This is a genomic window from Bradyrhizobium sp. 154 (assembly GCF_023073875.1).
Taxonomy (GTDB): Bacteria; Pseudomonadota; Alphaproteobacteria; order Rhizobiales; family Xanthobacteraceae; genus Bradyrhizobium.
In genome coordinates this window covers 63,093-84,245 of the sequence record NZ_JADPKG010000117.1, presented here as the reverse complement: position 1 = coordinate 84,245, position 21,153 = coordinate 63,093, and the positions used below count along the sequence as shown (strand labels likewise).

14 protein-coding genes and 2 pseudogenes are annotated in these 21,153 nt (G+C 63.0%); 2 read left to right on the top strand and 14 right to left on the bottom strand.

The window, feature by feature from the left end:
* Nucleotides 1-89: 89 nt before the first annotated feature.
* Nucleotides 90-283, top strand: a pseudogene (locus tag IVA92_RS31390) (caspase family protein); the annotation flags it as partial.
* Nucleotides 284-959: 676 nt separating this feature from the next.
* Here the strand turns inward: IVA92_RS31390 and IVA92_RS31385 are convergent.
* The 8 genes and pseudogenes from IVA92_RS31385 to IVA92_RS36185 all read right to left on the bottom strand — a co-directional run bounded on the left by IVA92_RS31385 (nucleotide 960) and on the right by IVA92_RS36185 (nucleotide 10,688).
* Complete coding sequence (locus IVA92_RS31385) at nucleotides 960-2,528, bottom strand: aldehyde dehydrogenase family protein (RefSeq protein WP_247278824.1); 1,569 nt, start codon at nucleotides 2,526-2,528, stop codon at nucleotides 960-962.
* A gap of 30 nt (nucleotides 2,529-2,558) precedes the next feature.
* Nucleotides 2,559-3,559 (bottom strand): annotated as a pseudogene (locus IVA92_RS31380) (alpha-hydroxy acid oxidase).
* Between the two features lie 8 nt (nucleotides 3,560-3,567).
* Nucleotides 3,568-4,455 (bottom strand): IclR family transcriptional regulator, encoded by an 888-nt coding sequence (locus IVA92_RS31375; RefSeq protein ID WP_249816805.1) that lies wholly within the window; start codon nucleotides 4,453-4,455, stop codon nucleotides 3,568-3,570.
* A gap of 15 nt (nucleotides 4,456-4,470) precedes the next feature.
* Nucleotides 4,471-5,376 carry a 4-hydroxy-tetrahydrodipicolinate synthase gene (dapA, locus tag IVA92_RS31370; RefSeq protein ID WP_247278826.1) on the bottom strand — a complete coding sequence of 302 codons (906 nt, stop codon included), beginning with the start codon at nucleotides 5,374-5,376 and terminating at the stop codon, nucleotides 4,471-4,473.
* A gap of 35 nt (nucleotides 5,377-5,411) precedes the next feature.
* Nucleotides 5,412-7,184 carry an ABC transporter permease subunit gene (locus tag IVA92_RS31365; protein ID WP_247278827.1) on the bottom strand — a complete coding sequence of 591 codons (1,773 nt, stop codon included), beginning with the start codon at nucleotides 7,182-7,184 and terminating at the stop codon, nucleotides 5,412-5,414.
* 3 nt (nucleotides 7,185-7,187) lie between these two features.
* Complete coding sequence (locus IVA92_RS31360) at nucleotides 7,188-8,288, bottom strand: ABC transporter ATP-binding protein (RefSeq protein ID WP_247278828.1); 1,101 nt, start codon at nucleotides 8,286-8,288, stop codon at nucleotides 7,188-7,190.
* 28 nt (nucleotides 8,289-8,316) lie between these two features.
* Nucleotides 8,317-9,402: an ABC transporter substrate-binding protein gene (locus tag IVA92_RS31355; RefSeq protein WP_247278829.1), complete on the bottom strand. Its 1,086-nt coding sequence runs from the start codon at nucleotides 9,400-9,402 to the stop codon at nucleotides 8,317-8,319.
* Nucleotides 9,399-10,688, bottom strand: a complete 1,290-nt coding sequence (locus IVA92_RS36185) for an FAD-binding oxidoreductase (protein WP_247278830.1) — start codon at nucleotides 10,686-10,688, stop codon at nucleotides 9,399-9,401. The genes IVA92_RS31355 and IVA92_RS36185 overlap by 4 nt, the downstream gene beginning before the upstream one ends.
* A gap of 968 nt (nucleotides 10,689-11,656) precedes the next feature.
* On the opposite strand from IVA92_RS36185, the gene IVA92_RS31345 reads away from it, so the two are divergent.
* Nucleotides 11,657-13,090, top strand: a complete 1,434-nt coding sequence (locus tag IVA92_RS31345) for an FAD-binding oxidoreductase (protein WP_249811987.1) — start codon at nucleotides 11,657-11,659, stop codon at nucleotides 13,088-13,090.
* 184 nt (nucleotides 13,091-13,274) lie between these two features.
* Here IVA92_RS31345 and IVA92_RS31340 read toward each other — a convergent pair whose 3' ends face one another.
* From IVA92_RS31340 to IVA92_RS31315, 6 genes are all read right to left on the bottom strand, one after another.
* Nucleotides 13,275-14,597, bottom strand: a complete 1,323-nt coding sequence (locus tag IVA92_RS31340; RefSeq protein ID WP_247278832.1) for an FAD-binding oxidoreductase — start codon at nucleotides 14,595-14,597, stop codon at nucleotides 13,275-13,277.
* A 292-nt stretch (nucleotides 14,598-14,889) separates the two neighbouring features.
* Nucleotides 14,890-16,218 (bottom strand): aspartate aminotransferase family protein, encoded by a 1,329-nt coding sequence (locus IVA92_RS31335; protein ID WP_247278833.1) that lies wholly within the window; start codon nucleotides 16,216-16,218, stop codon nucleotides 14,890-14,892.
* Nucleotides 16,219-16,296: 78 nt separating this feature from the next.
* Nucleotides 16,297-17,424: a phosphotransferase gene (locus IVA92_RS31330; RefSeq protein WP_247278834.1), complete on the bottom strand. Its 1,128-nt coding sequence runs from the start codon at nucleotides 17,422-17,424 to the stop codon at nucleotides 16,297-16,299.
* Complete coding sequence (locus tag IVA92_RS31325; RefSeq protein WP_247278835.1) at nucleotides 17,421-18,884, bottom strand: aldehyde dehydrogenase family protein; 1,464 nt, start codon at nucleotides 18,882-18,884, stop codon at nucleotides 17,421-17,423. The genes IVA92_RS31330 and IVA92_RS31325 overlap by 4 nt, the downstream gene beginning before the upstream one ends.
* Nucleotides 18,885-18,970: 86 nt before the next feature.
* Nucleotides 18,971-20,140 carry an alanine racemase gene (locus tag IVA92_RS31320; RefSeq protein WP_247278885.1) on the bottom strand — a complete coding sequence of 390 codons (1,170 nt, stop codon included), beginning with the start codon at nucleotides 20,138-20,140 and terminating at the stop codon, nucleotides 18,971-18,973.
* Nucleotides 20,141-20,167: 27 nt separating this feature from the next.
* A complete protein-coding gene (locus IVA92_RS31315; protein WP_249797167.1) occupies nucleotides 20,168-21,037 on the bottom strand; it encodes a GNAT family N-acetyltransferase in 870 nt (289 codons plus the stop codon).
* Between the last annotated feature and the right edge of the window lie 116 nt (nucleotides 21,038-21,153).

The following is a 21,153-nucleotide window of genomic DNA, read 5'->3' as shown; positions in this document are numbered from 1 at the left end:
CTACAAGGCAGCTCGACTGATCATGCTCAATGCCTGCCGCGACGACCTTTCGCCAAGACCATGAAACGGGCTATCGCCTCGCGCGATCGGACTGGAACGCGTTCTCGCAGCTGGCTCTATCAACTTTCAACAAGTCCGCTGGCACGAAGTTCGACGCTAAAGTTTAAGCTCGCGACCGTCGATGCGTTGGACGCGAAGGCCTGATCAGGCCGCGCTTGCCCGCTTGCCTCGTGGTCATGGTTTCAGGGCAGACGCAGATGCCAAGGTGAAGATCGCATGTCGCTGGACATTGAAAAAAATGGGCGGAGCGAGCGGATTTAAACCTCCGCCCCCTGCGTCCCGAACGCAGTGGATATCTTCTAAGTTATTGATCTTTCTTGGTGTGGGGGCTGGATCGGTCGCATTCTGTTCACGGTCATTTCACCCAATTCATTGCGATTTCGTTGCGGCGTCCTAGACGAGAACGGGGCTTGCGGGAGATCTGAGATAGTTGGATGCGGGCTAGGTCCTGGCCGCCGGCAACGCGGCCCCTTTCCAAATCCTAGCTTCCAAATGAACAGCCGAGTGGAGCGCTAAGTCCAGGAACTCCGCACCAACGTCTGCCTTGAGTGAACGCCAGAATGGCGGATCAAAATCCGTTTGATTATTCAATGATTCCAATAAGCGTTTGGAAAAAATGGTCGAATTCGCCTCTAGAGAAATCAGGCGTTTCCAAATGTGGAAGCGTCTCGCCCTGCAAGGGATGGGTATTCGAACGGCACCGACCTGCTCACATGAGAGGCCGTTAGCACATCGCTACGTCAGCCATTCTCATCCGGTGATCTGTGCGGGAAGCCGCGCGGACCACTGCTAAACACCTGTTTGCTATCGCTCTGCAGCATAACTCGCCAAGAGTGCTTCTTGGAAATCCCTCACGCCAAGATCTACCCATCGAGCAAAATTTCCCGGACCGAAGCTCGTCACATCACGTCGAACTCGACGCCTTGAGCCAGCGGGAGCGTGCGACCGTAATTGATGGTGGTGTTGGTCGCGCGCCGCATATAGGCTTTCCAAGCATCGGATCCGGATTCACGCCCCCCGCCGGTCTCCTTCTCGCCGCCGAATGCGCCGCCGATCTCCGCGCCGGACGGGCCGACATTGACGTTTGCGATCCCGCAATCGGAGCCGCGCGCCGACAGGAACGTTTCAGCTTCGCGCAGGTCGTTGGTGAAGATCGACGACGACAGCCCCTGCGGGACGGCGTTGTGCAACGCGAGCACGGAATCGAAATCGCGATACTTCATCACGTAGAGGATCGGCGCGAAGGTCTCGTGCTCGACGTGCCCCGTCTGCGCTGCCATCTCAACCAAAGCAGGGCGGACATAGTGAGCGTCGGGCGCGCCCTCGACAACGACCCGTTCGCCTCCATAGACCTTTCCATCAGCTGCCCTTGCAGCTTCGAGTGCGCTCTGCATCGCGCGATAGGCCCCTGCATCGATCAAGGGCCCCACCAGCGTGCCGCTCTCCAGCGGCGAGCCAATCGTCACGGATGCATAGGCCTGCTTCAGACGCGGCACGAAGCTCTCATACACGCTCTCGTGCACAAACAGGCGGCGCAGCGTCGTGCAGCGCTGCCCGGCGGTCCCCATTGCGGCAAAGGCAACGCCTCGCAGCGTCAAATCGAGGTCGGCGGTCGGCGCGACGATCGCCGCGTTATTTCCGCCAAGCTCTAGCAGCGCGCGGGCGAACCGTTTGGCGAGCCGCGGACCGACCGCGCGACCCATTGCCGTCGAGCCGGTCGCCGACACCAGGGGGACCTTCGAATGGTCAACGAGCGCCTCCCCAATCTCGCGGCCGCCGAAGAGCACCGCTGCAATCCCCTGCGGCGCGCCGCCGCCGGCTTCGTTGAAGCGCTTGAGCGCGCGCTCGAACAGAGCGTGCGTTGCAAGCGCGGTTAGCGGCGTCTTCTCCGACGGCTTCCAGACCAGGCTGTTGCCGCACACCAAGGCCAGCGCAGCGTTCCAGGCCCAGACGGCGACGGGAAAGTTGAAAGCCGAGATGATGCCGGTGACGCCGAGCGGATGCCAGCTCTCCATCATGCGATGCTCGCCACGCTCGGTCGCGATCGTCAGGCCGTAGAGCTGGCGTGACAGCCCGACCGCGAAATCGCAGATGTCGATCATTTCCTGGACCTCGCCGAGGCCCTCGGAAGCGATCTTGCCGACCTCGATCGAGACCAGCCGGCCGAGAGCCTCCTTGTTGGCGCGCAGTTCCTCGCCGAACAGCCGCACCAGCTCTCCGCGCCTGGGGGGCGGCACGAGGCGCCACACCAGGAAAGCCGCGTGGGTCCTCTCGATCACGGAAGCGGCCTCGGCGGCGCCGATCTCGGTGACCCGCCCGATCATTCCGCCGGTGATCGGCGTGCGAACGACCAGCGTGCCTTCCGTATAGTCGGGACGGGGAACCCCGAGGCTTGTGAGGAGTCCGTCGACTTCGCCGGCAACACCGGCGCTGCTGAAGGACTTAGGCGATGCTGATCTGGTGGACATGGCGGTTTTCCAAGTACTGGCGGTCTAAATTCAATTGTTCGTTTGCGCGCATGGACGCAAGTCCGGAGCGCGATCCGCTCCGAGAAAGGCCATCGCGGTATCCATCTCGCGCAAGATCATGCGCAGGGCGGCTTCGGCGCCCGTCTCTCCTCCCGCGGCAAGACCCCATAGCGGCAAGCGGCCGAGAAGAACTGCCTCTGCACCCAAGGCCAGATATTTCAGGACATCCGTGCCGCGGCGGACGCCACTGTCCGCCAGAATGGTTAGACGCCCCTTGACCGCTCCCGCAATCGCTGGAATGCAGTCCGCGGGCGCCGGCAGGCAATCGAGATTCCGTCCGCCATGGGCGGAGACCACGATCGCATCCGCGCCGATCTCGGCTGCCTGTTCGGCATCCTTAGCCGTGAGCACACCCTTGATGGTGAGCCTGCCTGGCCAGATCTCGCGCAGCCAGCGCATGTCGTCCCAGCTCAGCCGCGGCTCGAGCCGGACCGCCTCGCAGATATCGGCGCGGGTCACGGCGGTGCGAAATGTGTGCGGATAGTGACCGTAGTTCGGTATACCCTCGGTGACGAGATAGCGCGCAAGGACCCCGAACAGCCACGTCGGATGCAGTGCCATGTCGATCATGCTGCGCAGCCGCGGAGTGAATGGGATACCGAAACCGCTGCGCTGATTATATTCCCGGTTCGGCGAGACCGGCGTGTCGACAGTCACGAGCAGGTTCTCGCAGCCACAGGCAGTCGCCCGTTCCAGAAGACGCTCGGTCAGCGCGCGATCGCGCCGAGACCGGCAAGCGCGGTTGGCGCCACAGCGAGGGGCGCTGCCAGCTTTCGACCGAATAGCATCGTCTCGAAATCGCGCCTGTCATGCCCTGTCAGCACTGCGGGCATCAAGGTGATAGCGTCGAGCGAGCTGCGCAGGCGCCGCACCGCCGTCTCGTCCTCCGTGCCCCGATCGATATATTCGAACAGCCCGCGCGGAAGGACTTGCCGAGCGCGTTGACGATAATCGCTTGCATTGAGGAGCATCGGCATCTTCAAGCCGCGTGGCGTTTGAACTTGGATTTCGAGATCGAAGTCGCGGCGACGTGCACGTGCTGCACCAGCTCGGCCTCGACACGCTCGGTGGTCCAACGCGTCGTAGGGACGGAAATGTTGACCGCGGCAACTGCTCGTCCGTGCTCGTCGATGACCGGCGCCGCGACAGAAATATCCCCCATGACGCTCTGGTTGATCTGGATCGAATAGCCGCGGGCGGCCGCGAGGTGCACCTGCTCGCGCAACTTGTCGGGATCGGTGATCGTGTACGGCGTGAGCGGCTCGAGCCGTGTCCGCTTCAGCAGGTCCTGCCGCTCATTCTCTGGCAAGGCTGCCAGGATGGCGATACCGGACGCCGTGAAGTAGGCCGGCAGCCGGCTGCCGATCACGAAGTCGATATGAATGAGATGCCGGCCGGGAAAGCGAGCGACGAACACCACCTCATGGCCATCGAGCTCATGCAGGTTGCAGGTCTCGCCGAGATTTCGACTCATATCCAGAAGATACGGCGAGGCCTTGTCGATGAGCTCGTGGGCCTTGAGATAGCTGTGCGAGAACTGCAGCACCTTCGCGGTCAGACCGTAGTTGCGTGTACCTTCGATCCGCCTGAGGTAGCCTAGCGATTCCAGCGTATAGACCAGGCGTTGGGTGGCACTGCGATCGAGATTAGCCGCGCGGGCGATATCGGCGAGCGTCATGAAGCGGCGCGGCCCATCGAAGGCGTGCAGGACCTGGAATGCCTTTTCGGTCGAGCCAACGAACAGGGACGAGCGTGCCGGCGTCGTGCTCTTGGCCACCCTTTTTTCAGAGCCCGTCCCCGCACGAGCTTTCGGCGGGCTTTTGGCTTTGCCGGTTTTCCGTGGACCACCCTGGCCACTACGCGCCATGTTGCCGTGCCTCCGTCATCCAACGTTCTCGGAAACCGCCAACTGCTTGCCGAACTCGGCGCGCAGGGCGGACACCAGCGCCGGCGCCGGTTGCAGCAGTGGTGCCAGCATGCGTGGCGCGTCGATGCCGATCATGTCCATGACCGCCTTCATCGGCCCCGGATTGGTCTCCGCGAACGCCATGTTCATGAGCGGGACCAACCGGCGATGCAGGCTCAGTGCCTCCGCCGTGCGGCCCGCAATCCCCGTCTCATAGATCTGGCGCCAGGCGCGCGGCAGAAGGCACGCCGTGACGATAATGCCGCCCTTCGCGCCGGCTGCGAGGTGCAGCGGAAACAGGCTGTCTTCGCCGCTCAGCACCGCAAAGCTATCGTCAACGTCAGCAACCACCTGGAGGAAGTGATACATGTCGAGATTGCAGGCCTTCATGCCAATGATGTTGGGATGCCTTGAGAGCTCATGGAGGACCTTGGGCTCGATCGCGATCCGGGTTCGGTAGGGGATCTCGTAGATCAGGATGGGCACCGGCGAGGCATCGGCATAGCGTAGAAAGTAGTCGCGGATGCCGGCCTGAGTCGGATTGGTGTAGTATGGGGTCAGGACGAGCAAACCGTCCACGCCCTCAGTGGCGAATTCACGCCCCGCCTGCAGGGCATCGTGAAAGCCGGTGTCGAGCACGCCCGCGATCACCGGCCCCCTGCCCGCCATCGCTTTTACCGACAGCCCCGCCATCTTGATGCGCTCGGCGCGCGCCAGCGCGCCATATTCGCCAGTGCCGCCCAGCGGCACGACGCCGTCGATACCTTGCTTGATCAGCCAGGCGAACAACGCCGAGACCGCGGCGGCATCGATGGTGTCGTCGGCCTTCACCGGGGTCGGAATCGCGGGGAACAGGCCGCGGAGACGAGATGCAGTGAGCATGGAAGAGAAACCTCAGTTTTGATGGCGTTGAAGGCCTAGGTCGCTGCGGCGCGCCGGCGCAGGCGCTCCGCGAAGAAGATCAAGAGCCCCATGAAGACGAACAGGCAGGTGGAGACGGCAGCGATCACGGGCGAGACCTGAAGCGTCACCTCGTCCCAGAACTGCTTGGGCAGCGTGGCGTTGAGGCTGCCGGTCGCAAACAGCGCAATCGTCAGCTCGTCGAACGAGGTGGCAAAGGCAAACAGGAACGACGACATCATGCCGGCGCCGAGGATCGGAAACGTAACGTATCGTAGCGTCGCGACCGGCCGCGCGCCGAGGCTCTGCGCCGCAAGGTCAAGCCGCGTGTCGTAATTGCGCAGCACCGCCACCATGGTTATCACCACATAGGGCACCGCGACGACCGTATGCCCGAGGATCAGACCGAGGGCGCTGCCAACCAGACCGATGCTCGCGAACACGTAGAACAGTCCGACCGCGATGATCATGCGCGGCACGACGATCGGCGACAGGATGAAGGCGAGCCAGGCAGCCTTGGCGGGGATCTCGCTCCGCACCAGCAGGAAGGCTGCGGGCGTGCCGATCAGCATCGCAAGCAGCCCCGTGCCAACGCCGACCATAAGCGAACGCAGCAGCGCTTGCGCCCAGACCGGCGAGGTCAGCACGGTCTCATACCAATGCAACGTGAAGCCCTGCGGCGGCCAGTTGAGACCACCACTGCCGAAGGACAGCGGGATCATCAGGAGCGTCGGTAGGCTGATGACCAGGAGCATGAGCCAGACGAAGACCTGCAAGCCGAGACCCGGCTGGTCCGGATTGGACTTGCGTCGCTGCGAGGAGAGCAGGTCAATGATGCCGTCGAAGAGCAAGCCTAGCATAGTCAACAGCGCATCGCCGGCCTTCTGGATCGGACCGCTCAGGCGCGACGGCTTGGCCTTCCTTGCGGTGGCGGCTCCCGTCATCGTCGACAGGCCGAGCAGCCGGTCATAGGCGGCAAAGACGATCAGCACGACGAGCAGGAGCAGCACCGAGATGGCTCCGGCAAAGCCCCAGTTCATGGTCTGCTGGATCTGGTCGATGATGAGCTGCGTGATCATGGTCTCGCGGCGACCGCCGAGCAGCGCCGGCACGATGAAGAAGCCGATGGCGGTGACGAACACCATGATGCCCGCGGCCGCGACGCCGGGCAGCGACAGCGGGAAATAGATCTTCCAGAACGCCATGCCGGGCCTTGCCCCGAGCGTTGCCGCCGCACGCGGCAAGTTGCGGTCGATGTTATCCATCACCGACAACATCGTCAGTACGGCGAGCGGCAGCAGTGCATTCACCATCCCGACCAGGACGCTGCCGAAATTGTAGAGCAGGCCGGCCGGCGTCGAGATCATGCCGAGCGAGGCGAGAAGCTTGTTGATGACGCCGTTGCGCCCGAGCAGCACCACCCAGGCGAAGGCACGCACCAAAAAGCTCGTCCAGAACGACAGCAGCACGAAGAACAGCAGCCTTGCCTTACGCTCCTTGCCGACGATCGAGATCAGATAGGCGATGGGATAGCCGGTCATGACGCACACCAGCGTCGTCATCAGCGAGATCTTCAGGGTGATGAGGAGGACGTCGACGTAAACCGAGGATGCGAAGAGCTGGCGATATTGCGCGAGCGTGAAGCCGTTGTCGTTATGAATGCTCAGCAGCAGCAACTGGCCGACGGGGTAGACCAGGAAGCACGCGAGCAACAGCGCAAGGGGGCCACCCATCGCGACCCAGCGCCAGATCTGGCCTTGCGGCAGCACGCGTGTCTTGGCCGACACCATGGTTCAATGCCCTCCGCCGTCGCGGATCGCGACCGCGTCCGCCGGATTCCAGCCGAGCGAAACGAGCTGCCCGATCTCGTGAGGAACCGAGCTCGAGCGGGTCGGGTAGGCCGCGACGAGCTGCGGCAGGCCGGCCGTTTCGGGCGCAATATAGAGCCGGGTCAGGCTGCCGCTGATCATCACGTCGACCAGCCTGCCGGTCAGTCCGCCGGCTCCGTTTGCTGCGGCCTCGACGTGCAGGTTCTGCGGCCGCACCATGATCTTGATCGGCTCGCCGGCGGAAAAGCGCGATCCGTTGCCGACGGCGCGCGATCCGGCGTGTTGATGGGCCAGCACGATGTCGAGCCCCTCCGCATCGACACCGCGCACCGTGGCGCCGAGCAGATTGGATTCGCCGAGGAAGTCCGCGACGAACACCGAACGCGGACGGAAATAGAGATCCTCGGGCGTGCCGAGCTGCTCGATCGCACCGGCGTTCATCAGGCAGATGCGATCCGACATCGTCATCGCCTCTTCCTGATCGTGGGTGACGTAGACGATGGTAGTGCGGAGCTCGCGATGGATGCGCTTGATCTCGAGCTGCATCTGGTCGCGCAGCTTCTTGTCGAGCGCGCCCAGCGGCTCGTCCATCAGGATGATCGCGGGCCGATAGACGATGCAGCGCGCCAGCGCGATGCGCTGCTGCTGGCCGCCCGAAAGCTCGCGCGGATAGCGCTTTGCGACCTGCGGCAGGCGCACCGTCTCCAGCGCCTCCATCGTCCGCTTGCGCGCTTCGGCATCGTTCACCTTCCGCATCTTCAGTGGAAAGGCGATGTTGTCCTCCACGGTCATATGCGGAAACAGCGCGTAGTTCTGGAACACCACGCCGATGTCGCGCTCATAGGCCGGGCTATGCGTCACATCGGCGTCGTCGACCAGGATCTGCCCCTCGTCGGGATGGGCGAGGCCAGCGATCAGGCTGAGCAGCGTGGTCTTGCCCGACCCCGACGGCCCGAGCAGCGTGAGGAACTCCCCCTTGCCGACGTCGAGACTGGTCGGCGCCAAGGCGACGAAGTCCCCATAGCACTTTGACAGCTTCGAGATGCGCAGGCTCGACGAGACCATGGACGGCTCCAATCCGCGGCAGTGCGGCTCAGCTTAGGACCCAGCTGTTGAAGCGCTCGATCACGGCCGCCTGGTTGTCGAGCCAGTATTTCGCATCGATCTTCAGGCCGACCTTGATGTTGTCGGGATAGGTTGGGCAGTTCTTGGCGATCTCCGGCTTGACGTAGTGGAAGGCCTCCGGCTGGGTGAGACCGGCGGGGAAGTATTCCGTCAGCGCGGCCTGGCGCTTGGGGTCGGAAGCGAACTTGATGAACTCGCGACAGGCATCCGCATTTGGCGTGCCGGCCAGGATCGACCAGTTGTCGCCGCCCCAGATGCCCTGGTTCCAGACGATCTCGATCGGCGCGCCCGCTGCTTGCGCGGCCTGCGGACGCGACACCCAGGTCGGCAGCAGGTCGATCTCGCCCGAGGTCAGCATCTGCTCGACCTGCGCGCCGCTGGTCCACCACACCGCAACGTGTGACTTGATCTTGTCGAGCGAGGCGAAGGCTTTGTCGAGGTCGCAAGGATAGACCTGCGCGGTCGGCGTGCCCGCCCCCATCAACGCCTCTTCGACGGTGTCGAACGGGTGCTTGCGCACAGCGCGGCGGCCCGGGAATTCGGCGACATTCCAGAAGTCGGCCCAGGACTGCGGCGCCTTGCGACCCTTGAAGGCATCGGTGCGATAGGCCAGGACCGTGGTGTAGACGTTGGTACCGACGCCGTAGGGCGACATGAATTCCGCGGGGATCGACTTGATGACCGGCTCGGCCTCGAGGCCGTGCTTTTCAAGATAGGGCTTGTTGCCGGTGGTCAGCAGGAGGATCGCGGGCCAGCTGATCTTGGTCATGTCCCAGGTATAATTCTTGGTCTCGACCATGGTCTTGATCTGGGCGACCGGCTCGGCATTGGCCTGGACGCCGACGACCTCGATTCCCGTCGCCTCGGTGAACGGACGGTAGAACACCGCGCCATATGCCTTGGTGTAGATACCGCCGTCGTCGCGCACCACGATGCGCTTGCCCGCGGCGCGGGTGGGCGACCAGACCGCCGGTGCGGCAACTGCCATTGCGCCGGCTCCGGCACCGAGCAGCAGGCGACGGCGGGAGGTGATGATCTTCGGAAGATGGCTCATGTCTTCAGTCCCCTCTGTGATGGCGCGATTGATGGCGAGGCACTTGGTGACGGCGGCGGCAGAACCTGGCCGGGATTGAAAAGGCCTTTGGGATCGAAGGCCTGCTTCACGGCGCGCATCAGCGCGAGCTCGACCGGCGGCTTGTAGCGCGACATCTGCTGCATCAAGGTGCGGCCAATCCCATGTTCGGCACTGAACGTACCGCGGAGTGAGGCTGCGACATCGTTGACGGCATGACGAATGCGCTCGCCGACCGCATCGCGATCCGGCATGGAGTCCCACTCGGCAAAAGTGAAGAACGGGATCAAATGGATGTTGCCGTCCCCCACATGGCCGACGATGACGAAGGGCAGATCCGGAACGATGTCGTTCACCGCGCGCATTGCCTGCGCGATGAAGGCGGGGACCGCCGAAACCGGGACGGCGCTGTCCGACGTCAGCCCGACACCCGCCTTCTTGTTGGCTTCCGAGACGCTGTGACGCACCAGCCACATTGCCTTGCGCTGCGCCTCGCTCGAGGCCACGACGCCGTCGCGGATCATGCCGGCTTCAAGCGCCTGCTCGAGCAGACCCTGCATCGTTGCGGTCAACGCTGCGATGTCGCCGGTGTCGGAGAGCTCGACCAGAACGTGCCAAGTGTCGATGTCCGCGACTGGGCATCGCCGCCCCGGCACCTGCTCGATCACCAACCGGACCTGCTTGGCGTTCATCAGTTCGAACGCCGATAGGCGCGAATTGCAGGCGGCCTGGAACAGCCCGAGCACGTCGAGCGCCTTTTGCGGATTGTCAACAGCGAGCCAGGCGACCGATTCCGCTGTCGGCAGCGGATTCAGTTTCAGCACCGCGCCGGTGATGATGCCGAGCGTACCTTCGGAGCCGATGAAGAGATGCTTGAGATCGTAGCCGGTGTTGTTCTTGCGCAGCGCGTAGAGCCCGTCCCAGATCGAGCCGTCCGGCAGCACAACCTCGAGACCGAGCACGTTGTCGCGGGTGTTGCCGTAACGCAAGACGCCGGTGCCGCCGGCATTGGTGGCAATGTTGCCGCCGATCTGGCAGGACCCTTCGGCGCCGAGGCTGACCGGATAGAGCCGCCCGGCCGCTGCCGCCGCTTCCTGGATTGAGGCGAGTACGCAGCCGGCGTCGACGACCATCGTGTTGTTGACGGGATCGAGCGAGCGGATCCGCCGCATGCGAGTCAGAAGGACGATGACGGGGCGCTCACCCTGCTCGAAGGGCGTGGCACCGCCGCACAGGCTGGTGTTGCCGCCCTGCGGCAGCACCGGCACGCGATAATCGCATTACGATTAATTCAATCGTATTATGGTAACTATGAATTTCGTGCCGCGGCGAGTCAAGGCCGAACGAGATGAATCAAAGAACTCCGCCCTGAGAGAACGGGAGCTGGAAAGAGCGTTGCAGGAGTGGCGAAGCCGACCAGGAGTAGACCATCGCGGGCGATCGAAGCGCTGATCGTGGCGGCCCAGGGCTTCGCAAGCGGGCTGTCGAACAACCGCAAGACATCGAGGGCGGGCAAGCGTGCGACGCAGAAATGAACCCCACTGCGACTCGTCGAGTCGGTCGCAAGAGAGTGTCAGTCAACATCAGTTGAAAGAAGGCCGCGGGATGAGCGCGACACGAGGGCGCCCGGTCCGAACCTCTGGAGTGAGTCGAAAGCCTTTCAGCGGCCGTGCGATCTGAATGAGCGATTCAGGCGTCCAGCACCAAGAGTGCGGAATCGAAGAAAATCGTAGTGTGGCGTACAAGATCGCGCGATTGGAAGCGGGGGTCCGCTACATCGCTAAACCCACTATTTCGGAGGCCTTGTTTTCCTATCGAAGGGCAGCCTAACTGGCGAATTGAGCCCGCGATAGTTCGTCAATAGGCGCCGTTCGTACGCAGAGCCAAGCAGGTTCAAATCGCGGAGGCGCAACCACTGATGCCGACATTCAGTTCGGGTTGCGATCTAACCAAGGGCCCATCGTCACATTTCGCATCCGACGTCGATCGGCTCGAGCTCCGTGCGCCACGTCCGTCCTCCGACCCCACGCTCCGAAGCCACAGTTTGCGCGGTTACCTGTGAAGTCATCGACCACTCCTCTCAAGTCCCAAAGGCTTCGCGATCAAGTGTTCGACAGCGGCGCAAGCTGCCGACAATCGTAGCAATTCGGCATTGGTTTCTTCCGAATGCCCCCCGAACGGCAGCCAATGCGGCACAAGCGCGCAAATATGACCCGATGCCAATCGGGAGCTGAGCATGTCCCAGTCAGTACACGTTCGGGCCTTTCGCGATCTTGTCGGCGACGGAGGCTTCGTTGACGACCCGGAGCGGATGGCTACCTACACGACGGATCAACGCCAGCTCTCCACGGGCTCGACGTTTGCCGTGCTGAAGCCGACGACGACGAAGCAAGTCGCCGACATCGTGCGGCTGGCGGCCCACCACGGTATCGGAATCGTTCCGCAGGGCGGCAACACCAGCTACTGCGGAGGCGCGACGCCGGACGCCTCTGGACGCCAGATTATCGTGAGCCTCGAGCGGATGGACAGGATTCGCGAAATCGATCCGGTCTCCATGAGCATCTCTGTGGACGCCGGCGCCATCCTGAAGAACGTACAGGACGCCGCGGCGGCCGCCGGACTTCTGTTGCCGCTCAGCCTCGGCGCGGAAGGCAGTTGCCAGATCGGCGGCAACATCGGGACGAATGCCGGCGGGCTATCCGTCGTGCGTTACGGGATGACGCGCGATCTGCTACTCGGAATCGAGGCGGTGCTGTCGGACGGCACGGTAGTCTCCGACATGCGCAAGCTGCGGAAGAACAATACCGGCTACGACGTCAAACAGTGCTTCGTCGGAAGCGAGGGGACTCTCGGCATCGTCACGGGCGCAGTGATGCGTCTGGCGCCCTTGCCGACCCGCCGCGCGACGGCCTGGCTGAAACTGGCGCGGGGCGCGCCGCTCGCCGATCTTCTCGCTCTGATCCGTCGTGAATCCGCGGACCTGCTGACCGCATTCGAGTTCATGGCAGCCCGATCGATCGCGCTCGCGACCGAAGCAATGACCGATCCGTCCACCCTTCGAGCAGGCCCGGAAGGCGCCGTCCTCGTCGAGTTCGCCTCTTCGTCACGCCATCTCGACCTCGACGAGCTGATGGAAGCCGTTCTGGCTGAGGCGATCGAGTCCGGATGGATCGAGGATGCGCTCCTGGCGCAGAGCGGATCGCAGCGGGCCGCGATGTGGCGGCTCCGCGAGACCATCCCGGAGGGCGAGAAGCGGCGGAACGGATCGGTCAAGCATGACATCTCGGTACCGCTTTCGTCCATTCAGCGCTTCCTGGATCTGGCAGGCTCGCAGGTGCGATCGTACGACGCCGAGCTTGAGCTGTCCGTGTACGGCCATGTCGGCGACGGCAACCTGCACTACAACGTTCTCGTTCCTCCGGAGGCCGACCGCATGGAGTTCACCAGGCGGATCGAAAGCGGCCTGTCGCTGCAACTCTACGACACGGCCGCCGCGCTCGGCGGCACGTTTAGCGCAGAGCACGGCGTCGGCCGGTTCAAAAAGCATCTCCTGGAGCGGTACGGCGATGCCGGCCGCATCACTGCGATGCGCCGTATCAAGACTGCCTTTGATCCAGCGGATATCATGAACTCAGGCGCGATCGTTGGTCCGTTCGGGAAGTCTGCCTGATGAACCGTCGGCCGGCGAACTGCGATGCTTTTGTCCAGGCCCAAACGGTGGGTCTTCGGCTGAGGCCGCCTCGATCAACCAAATCGTCTTGTCCATAAAGAAAGAAAGAGCCACTCCGAAGGAGTGGCTCAAGTTGGGGAGGAAACGCCAGGGTACGCGTCAGGCCTGAGTTCCGGCTCGATCTTCAGATGGCGGCGATGTCCAGCTTGGAGCCGTCGACCAGACGTGACAGCCGGAATGGTGTGGGATCGACGCAAGGCGTGTCGTTGACGACAAGCTCTGCGGCCAGATAGCCGAGCCCGGGGCCCAGACCGAAGCCGTGGCCCGAGCAGCCCGCTGCGAGCACAAGGCCCTTCACGCCGTCCACCTGCGACACCACGGGCACTGCATCCGGCGTGCAGTCGACGAAGCCGCCCCAGGCGCTGTCGATCTTAATCTCGCCGAGTTGGGGGAAGGTTTTCCGGACGCTCTCCACCACTTGGCTCACCAGCCATTTCAAGGGCGGAGGATCCAGCACGCGATTCCGTTCGAAGATCCGATCGTCGTTGGTCAGCAGCGCCGGAAGTGAATCCGGCCCGGAAACGAACGATTGGCCGACGCCGAGCCTGACGTTCTTCAGGCGACGCAAGAACTGCGGCATGAATTCCCGGCTATACCGGATAGCCTGGGGCGTGATTTCGAGGTTCGCCTTGCCGCTGATCGCAAGTGTGTAGCTGCCGTCCAGTCGGCGCGTGATCGTGCAGTAGGGTGTCGAGACCGCCTCGCCGATATTGATTGTGGGGGTGGAACGCAGCGCGGTCTGCCGAATGCTCGCTTGGGGCAAACTGATCCCGAGCGGCCGAAGGAAGCGCGAGGACCAGGCGCCGGCTGCGCAAAGCACCGCGCTGGTTCTGATGTAGCCCTTCTCCGTGTGCACGCCCGCAATCTTGCCATTGGTCAAGTCGAGCGCCCGCGCCGCACATCCCTGGTGGATCGTGGCGCCCAGAACTCTGGCCCCCTCAGCGATCGCCGGCGCGGCGAGCGCAGGTTCGGCCTTGCCGTCCCGTTCCGAATAGGTCCCGCCGACCCATTTGTCGCGCGCTTCGGGGACGCGCTCGGCCACCTCGGCCCGGCTCAGCACACGGGTATCGACGCCGTACTCCCTGGCGACCTCGCGCCACTTTTCCCAGCCCGCGAGCACAGCCTCGTCATGGGTCGCGTAGACTAGACCGCAGCGACGAAATCCAAGGTCCCGATTGATGTCGCGCGTGAGTTCGTCCCACAGCCGCATGGAGAGCACCGAGAGCGGCAGTTCGCGCCGGTCGCGGTTCTGCTGACGGCACCAACCCCAGTTTCGGCTCGATTGTTCACAGGCGATGTGGCCCTTCTCGAGCAGCGCCACAGAGAGGCCGCGCTTCGCCAGGTAATAGGCGGCCGTAGAGCCGAGGATACCGCCGCCGACGATGACCACGTCGGCCTCGGCCGGGAGACGCTCATCGCTGTGAATGCGCTCGACGTGGGGCGACATGTTCCAACGAACCTCGGCTGCCAAGAACGCGGAAGCACAGTTCCGATCAGCCCTTCTTCGCACGGTGCGCCCGATAGAATGTGCTGAAATCATCTAGGGCTTCGCAAGATGTTCGTGTTTCTGACCGCTTCAGTGATACAAGCTGCTCAAGCGCGAACGAGTCCCAGTTCGGCGCAGGGCGGCGTAGTGGCTGCCAAGACAGGTGCAGATTTCGTTTAAAGCGTGATCGGGTTTGGTAGCCCGCGCCGCAGCTCGCCCCCGGAACGGGTGCCGCTCCGATGAGGTCTGCGATCTAGCGTGCGATATTGATGAGCGCGCGCTCCATGGCTGCCAGGAACAGGTCAATATGCTCGGCTTGGCAAACGAGCGGAGGACGCACTTTAAGTGTATCTTCATTGGTCCCGGTCGTGCTGATAAGCACGCCGTCATCCCGCATTGCATTGACCAGGTCCAAAGCCATCGCACGACAGCTTGGCGCCGGGGTTCCTTCGGGCCCTATATCGACGCCAAAGAAGAGACCGGCGTTTCTGATCGCACGAACCTCATGACGTTGCTTTGCAAGCTTCTCCAGTCCGGCGCGGAGGCGCTCGCTCATCGAAAGCGCCTTCTGCGGGATTTGGTCGCGCTGCAGGATCGTTAACACTGCGTTCGCCGTTGCTATTCCGACTGTGTTTCCAGCGAATGTGTTCGAATAGCGAGAGGTGGCACCAAATTGGTCCATCCATGCTCTGCGACCAACGACAGCGCCAATCGGGAATCCGTTGCCCATCGGCTTGCCGAGGGTAACAAGATCCGGAACGATCCCGTGGCGCTCAAAGCCCCACATACAGGCGCCGGTTCGTCCGAAGCCCGGTTGAACTTCGTCGGAAATGACGAGACCACCCGCTTCCTGCACCGCCGCGACTCCGCTCGCGATGAATCCAGGAGGATCCACCCATACGCCGTCGCTGGAAAAAATACTGTCGAAGAGCATGGCCGCAACGCCGATGCCACGACGGCTGAGATCCATCATGGCTGAACGAATCTGTGTCTCGAAAAAATCCGCAGCCTGGGCTTCCGGTATGCCCGCTGGTCCGGGTAGGGACACCATCCGCACGAACGGGCTGAGCTTGACTGAGTCGCCCAGGTTCGGCGAAACCGCGGCCGTCGCAGCACTCGTGCCGTGATAGGCGTAGGTGGAAACGATCACGCCCTCATTGCCGCTGGCACACCGCGCAATGCGAAGCGCCAGATCGTTGGATTCACTCCCCGTGCAGGTAAACACCACGCGGTCGAGCTCGTTTGGGAAAGTATCGACCAACCGCTCGGCATAATCGACAAGCTTCGGCTCGAGATAGCGTGTGTTGGCGCTTATTCGGCCCGCCTGCTCCGCCATGGCCGCGTTTACTTCCGGGTGGCAATGGCCGAGACACGGCACGTTATTGTAGAAGTCGAGATAGGCCCGCCCGTCGGGATCGTATAGCCACATACCTTCGCCGCGAACGAAGTGCACGGGCCGGCGGTACTGGAGCCGGTAAGAAGCGCCCAGAACTTTGTCACGACGAGCAATCAGCTCGGATTCGCGCCTGGGAAGGCTTGATTCGCCAGGTCGGTAGCGATTGGGCATGAGATCTGTGGACATGTGCTGCTGCCTGTCTGAAAGAATACTGGGGTCACTTCGCAATTTTACGGCCTGTCGATCGACCAAACCTAAGCGGCATCACGGCAAGCACGACGATACTGCCGCCATGACTACCGCCTCGCCCGATGCGCCATCCATAGGCTCCAGGATAGAAAGGCCGTGCTCGGCACGCGCGACGTTCTTTTTGATGTACTGGGCGTCGGCTGGAAAAAGGTGGGCGCGCCAGTAATTGACCAATATCAATGCGCTTTGTCGCGCCCGCATCAGTCCGACGAGGAGTCTTGCTTCAAGCGGCGAAAGCGCAATGACAGAGGCATAGCCACCAATGAGATGTTCGGCGCCACCGAGAGGAAGAGTCGGATCTGATACGAGGTGGCCTGCTGCGATCGCCAGATCCTGTATCCTGGGGCTCCAGCAGCCGTCACCAAAATCGATGAAGCCCAGACCTCGGCCAGTCACAATCATATTGAACGGACTGGGATCGTTATGAGTGACCTGCCAGACGACATTCGAGATTTGTGGCTCAACAAACTCCAGATACTCGGCCATGGCGGCGCGAACGCAATCGGCAATGCTCCCGCTTGGCAGGTACTGCTCTAGTTCCATCAGGCGCGACCAGCACCCGACGTGCCAAAGAACGGGCCGGTGGGCTGCAGGCACCTTGACTTGCGCAAGCGCTAAATCAAGCAGAGCAAGGGCGCGTCCAGTCCGAAATAGCAGGTCGGGAGTGCGCATCACCTGGTGCAGCGGAATGCCCTCGAGCCGGGTTTGCAGGAACCCGCATATGCCTTCTTCCTCAAACATCAATTCCCCGCTGCTCGTTCGCAGCACTGCGGGTGCAACGAAGCCCACAGCCCCCTCCAAGCCTGCCAAGGCTGACGTCTGGAAGCAGAAGCTGTCGACAGCCTCCGGTCTGGTCGACGTCTTCAGGATGCACCGGCGGCCGTCCGGGGTGTCGACTTCAACGGTGCGCTCGATCTCGGAGGACAACGTCGCGATCGAGCCGGTCACTCCGTAGTGACGCTTCAGCAGCGCCGCCGACATGTCCGGTCCGGAGGAGTCGGACCGCATGGCCAGGACTGCGACGGCCGCGCGAAAATAGGTTTCGGTTGACGCTGACGCGCAAGAAAGCTGGTCGACTGTTGCAATCACGGGTGTTTCTATGCCGGTGCTTGAAAGCGGCTTCTGATGACTGCCAGCATTCATCGATAAAATCCGAGAATGGCCTTGGTCTCAAGATACTCCTCCATGCCCTCGATGCCGTATTCGCGACCGTTGCCAGAACGCTTGTATCCGCCAAAGGGAGCATTGGGGTCCCAGTCAGGATAATTGAGATGGACTTGACCCGACTGGATCTGTCCGGCGACGGTTCGCACCGTCTCCATATCGGTGCCCTGCACGTGGGCGCCGAGACCATAGACCGTGTCATTGGCGATCGCGATCGCCTCGTCCACGGTGTCGTAGGGAATGATCGACAGCACCGGGCCGAATATCTCCTCCTGCGCGATCCTCATGTCGGGACGGACGTTCGAGAAGATGGTCGGCCGCGCATAGAAGCCAATCTGAAGATCGCCGGGCCGCCCGGGTCCGCCGACGACGAGCTTGGCGCCTTCTTCCAGGCCGACACCGATCATGGCCTGGACTCGCTCAAACTGTGGACGGTTCGCAATCGGACCATGAGTCGTGTTTTCCGCAAGCGGGTCGCCGACTACCAATTGAGAAGCGGCCGCCGCTGCAAGGATCTCGACCTCTTCCATGTGTGAGCGAGACACGAGCATGCGCGTCGGCGCGCTGCAGGATTGACCGAGATTGCGGAAGGCGGCGGCGACCCCAAGCGGAACAGAACGGCTGAGATTGGCGTCCGGCAAGATGATGTTCGGCGATTTTCCGCCGAGCTCCTGGGCAACGCGCTTGACGGTGGATGCTGCCGCTTGCGCGACGAGAACGCCCGCTCGCGTCGAGCCGGTGATCGAGATCATGTCGACCAACGGATGCGACGCGAGAGCGGCTCCCACGATCGGACCTGTCCCATTGACGAGGTTGAAGACGCCGGGCGGACAATCGGCATTGTCCATCAATTCCGCGAATAGCAAAGCGCTCAGCGGCGATAATTCGCTCGGCTTCAACACCACCGTGCAACCGGCCGCCATCGCCGGGCCCACCTTCGCAGTAATCTGATAAAGTGGCCAGTTCCATGGCGTGATGAGGCCGCAGACGCCGATTGGCTCACGCATGATCGCGGTGCTGCCGCGCGCGGCGATGAACGGATAATTCGCGAGATTGTCGCGGGCGACGCGGATATGTTCGGCGGCCAACGGCACCTGAGCGCGGCGCGCATAGGTGATCGCAGCTCCCATCTCGCAGGTAAGCGCCTGCGCGAACAGCTCCAGCCGCTCAAGGAGCAAAGCGTGCATCCGGTCGAGCAACGCCGCTCTCTCAGCAGGCGGTGTCATGGACCAGCCGGCGAAGGCTCGCCTGGCGGCTGCGATGGCGCAGTCCACATCATCGTCATCGCCGAGCACGACGTCGGCGATCGGCTGCTCCGTCGCCGGATTGACGACGGTTGCTGCTGCCGCGACTGATCCGATCGGCTTCCGCCATTCTCCGTCGATGTAGAATTTTCCGAGGCAGCCGGCTTCCGTCAGGTGTCGAAGGGGCGAGGTCATTGGAAGCGATCCTTGATCCGGTAAGAGGCGCCGATCAGCGGCAGGAACAAATGGAGGCCGAGGTGGCCCGGAATGGTCGGCCAGCCCTACCAACCGCGCAACCGGGACCATCGGGCGTGAATCGCGTCGCTGCCGGCGGAGAGGACGTTGTACAACTCGTGTTGCGACGCCGTCGCACAGGCGTGATTGGGGAGGATCCTGACCTTCGCACCGATCGGAAGATTGGGCAAAGCGTGCGTCGACCCGGGCCTGATGGCGAGGATCCCGTGCTCCTGGCTTGCTTGCGAAACGATCAGGTCTGGATAGACCTTGCCGGCCACGTCGCAGACCAGACCATATCCCTGGTCGACCCGCTGCGCCGCGGTGCCGCGGTCGCGCGACAGCGCCATCCAGCCTGCGTCGACCAAGATCCAGCCCTTCTCCGGCTTCGTACCGATCACGGTAGCGAGCACCGAGATCGCGATGTCGTCCGTCGTGCAGACACCAACACCGTGCATCACCAGATCGAAGAACATGTAGACGCCCGCCCGCACTTCCGTGACGCCGGTCAGGTCTTTCGCGAAATGGGCAGTCGGCGTCGAGCCGACGCTCACGATGGGGCATTGATGCCCGGCCGCCCGCAACGCCGCCGCAGCGGCGACAGCCACGGCCCTTTCATTCTCGGCCGCGCCCTCAAGAGCCTCCGGCGTGCAGAGGCTGTAGGACTCGCCCGCATGGGTCAGAATGCCGGCAAGTTTAACCCCGGCCTCGGCCAGGGCGACCGCGACCATGCCGAGCTTGGGATCGGTGGCGGTCAGCCCACCGCGGTGACCGTCGCAGTCGATCTCGATGAAGGCGGATGGGGTCACGCCGGCGACACGACCCGCCGCACCCAACATCCTCGCCTGTTCAGAGGAATCGAGCAGCACCTTGAGATCGATGCCCGCTTTTCGCAGACGCATTGCTCTCTCTGCGGTGTGTGGCGCCAGGCCCACGGCATAGGTCATGTCCCGGAAACCGTGCTGGGCGAAATACTCTGCCTCCGCCAAGGTGGAGACGGTGATTGGCCCAGGACCCGACCGATGAGCGCGTCGCGCGACGTCGATGGATTTCGCCGTTTTCATATGGGGACGCAGCACGACGCCTCGCGCTTCCATACGCGATGATAGACGGGCGAGATTGCGGTCGAGCCGGTCCTTGTCTAGCAGGAGGGCCGGTGTTGCCAGCGCGCCCACCGTTTCGGCCGTCTCGCTGCTTCCGATAGTCAGTCCGCGCAAATCCGAGCTTCCCACGTCGATGTCTCCTTAGCCAAACGACTGGTTAGCGAGCGCGAACAGGCGTGCTGGTCCGGTCGAAGGCGCCGGTGTCCCCAGGATCATGGTCGTGGCGTCGCTGACCTGCTGCAGGCCGATGCCATCGAGCCACTCTCCGAGCTGCGACGTGGCAGAGGTGTCGATGCGGACGAAGGAACGCCCGAGCGGTGCGAGCGCAGCCTCGATCAACGCGCGGGCATCGGCCGGGCTATCGACGACGACAGGGCCGATGACATGGCCGCGGCCGAAGAGGCGACAGATGGCGTAGCCGCGCGGCGTGCCGCCACGTTGCAGGACATAGCCATCACCGCTCTGGAGGAGTCGATCCAGCATCCGCCGCCTCTCCAAACCCGTAGCTTCCTGATCGAGCCGCGTGATGGCCTCAAAATCCGATACAGCCATCGGCTTGATGAGGCCGGACGGCGGCATCTCAAAACGCCCTCGTGGGATGCCGTGATGCTGATGGATGGTCCCTAAAGGCACGAAGCCACGGCGTCGGTAGAGCATGATGCCTTCCGCCGTCGAATTCAGCATGACCGTCCGTGGGCGCGCGGACGCCAAGAGCGCGTCCATCAGGCGCGCCCCGTAGCCGCGGCCCTGGGCGGCTTTCGCCACGATAATCATCCCGGCGGACGCATAGGTGTCGCCATACGGCCACCAGGCCGCGGTCCCGACCACCTCACCTAAGCGCTGGAGAACATAGCCATGGCCCAACTGCAGCGCGACATCCCAATCCTCAAGCCGATAGGGCCAGGACATCTCCTGCGAGAGCTTTAGGGCGCCTTGCAGATGCTCTCTGGCGAAGGGAACCAGGACCACGTTTTCTTCGACACGATTTCCCTGGTACGCTGCGCTTGTCATGATGCTTCGATGTCTTTTGCTCGGAGTTGCCCGACTAATCGCCAGTGGCCGATGGTGATGAGGGCTTTCTGTTGGTCCTCGGATCGCCTGCAGCGTATCTTGAGCTCGACGGCATT

Coding starts and splice junctions, on each gene's coding strand:
- IVA92_RS31385 (WP_247278824.1), bottom strand. CDS start 2,528: ATGTCCACCAGATCAGCATCGCCTAAGTCCTTCAGCAGCGCCGGTGTT.
- IVA92_RS31375 (WP_249816805.1), bottom strand. CDS start 4,455: ATGGCGCGTAGTGGCCAGGGTGGTCCACGGAAAACCGGCAAAGCCAAA.
- dapA (WP_247278826.1), bottom strand. CDS start 5,376: ATGCTCACTGCATCTCGTCTCCGCGGCCTGTTCCCCGCGATTCCGACC.
- IVA92_RS31365 (WP_247278827.1), bottom strand. CDS start 7,184: ATGGTGTCGGCCAAGACACGCGTGCTGCCGCAAGGCCAGATCTGGCGC.
- IVA92_RS31360 (WP_247278828.1), bottom strand. CDS start 8,288: ATGGTCTCGTCGAGCCTGCGCATCTCGAAGCTGTCAAAGTGCTATGGG.
- IVA92_RS31355 (WP_247278829.1), bottom strand. CDS start 9,402: ATGAGCCATCTTCCGAAGATCATCACCTCCCGCCGTCGCCTGCTGCTC.
- IVA92_RS31345 (WP_249811987.1), top strand. CDS start 11,657: ATGTCCCAGTCAGTACACGTTCGGGCCTTTCGCGATCTTGTCGGCGAC.
- IVA92_RS31340 (WP_247278832.1), bottom strand. CDS start 14,597: ATGTCGCCCCACGTCGAGCGCATTCACAGCGATGAGCGTCTCCCGGCC.
- IVA92_RS31335 (WP_247278833.1), bottom strand. CDS start 16,218: ATGTCCACAGATCTCATGCCCAATCGCTACCGACCTGGCGAATCAAGC.
- IVA92_RS31330 (WP_247278834.1), bottom strand. CDS start 17,424: ATGAATGCTGGCAGTCATCAGAAGCCGCTTTCAAGCACCGGCATAGAA.
- IVA92_RS31325 (WP_247278835.1), bottom strand. CDS start 18,884: ATGACCTCGCCCCTTCGACACCTGACGGAAGCCGGCTGCCTCGGAAAA.
- IVA92_RS31315 (WP_249797167.1), bottom strand. CDS start 21,037: ATGACAAGCGCAGCGTACCAGGGAAATCGTGTCGAAGAAAACGTGGTC.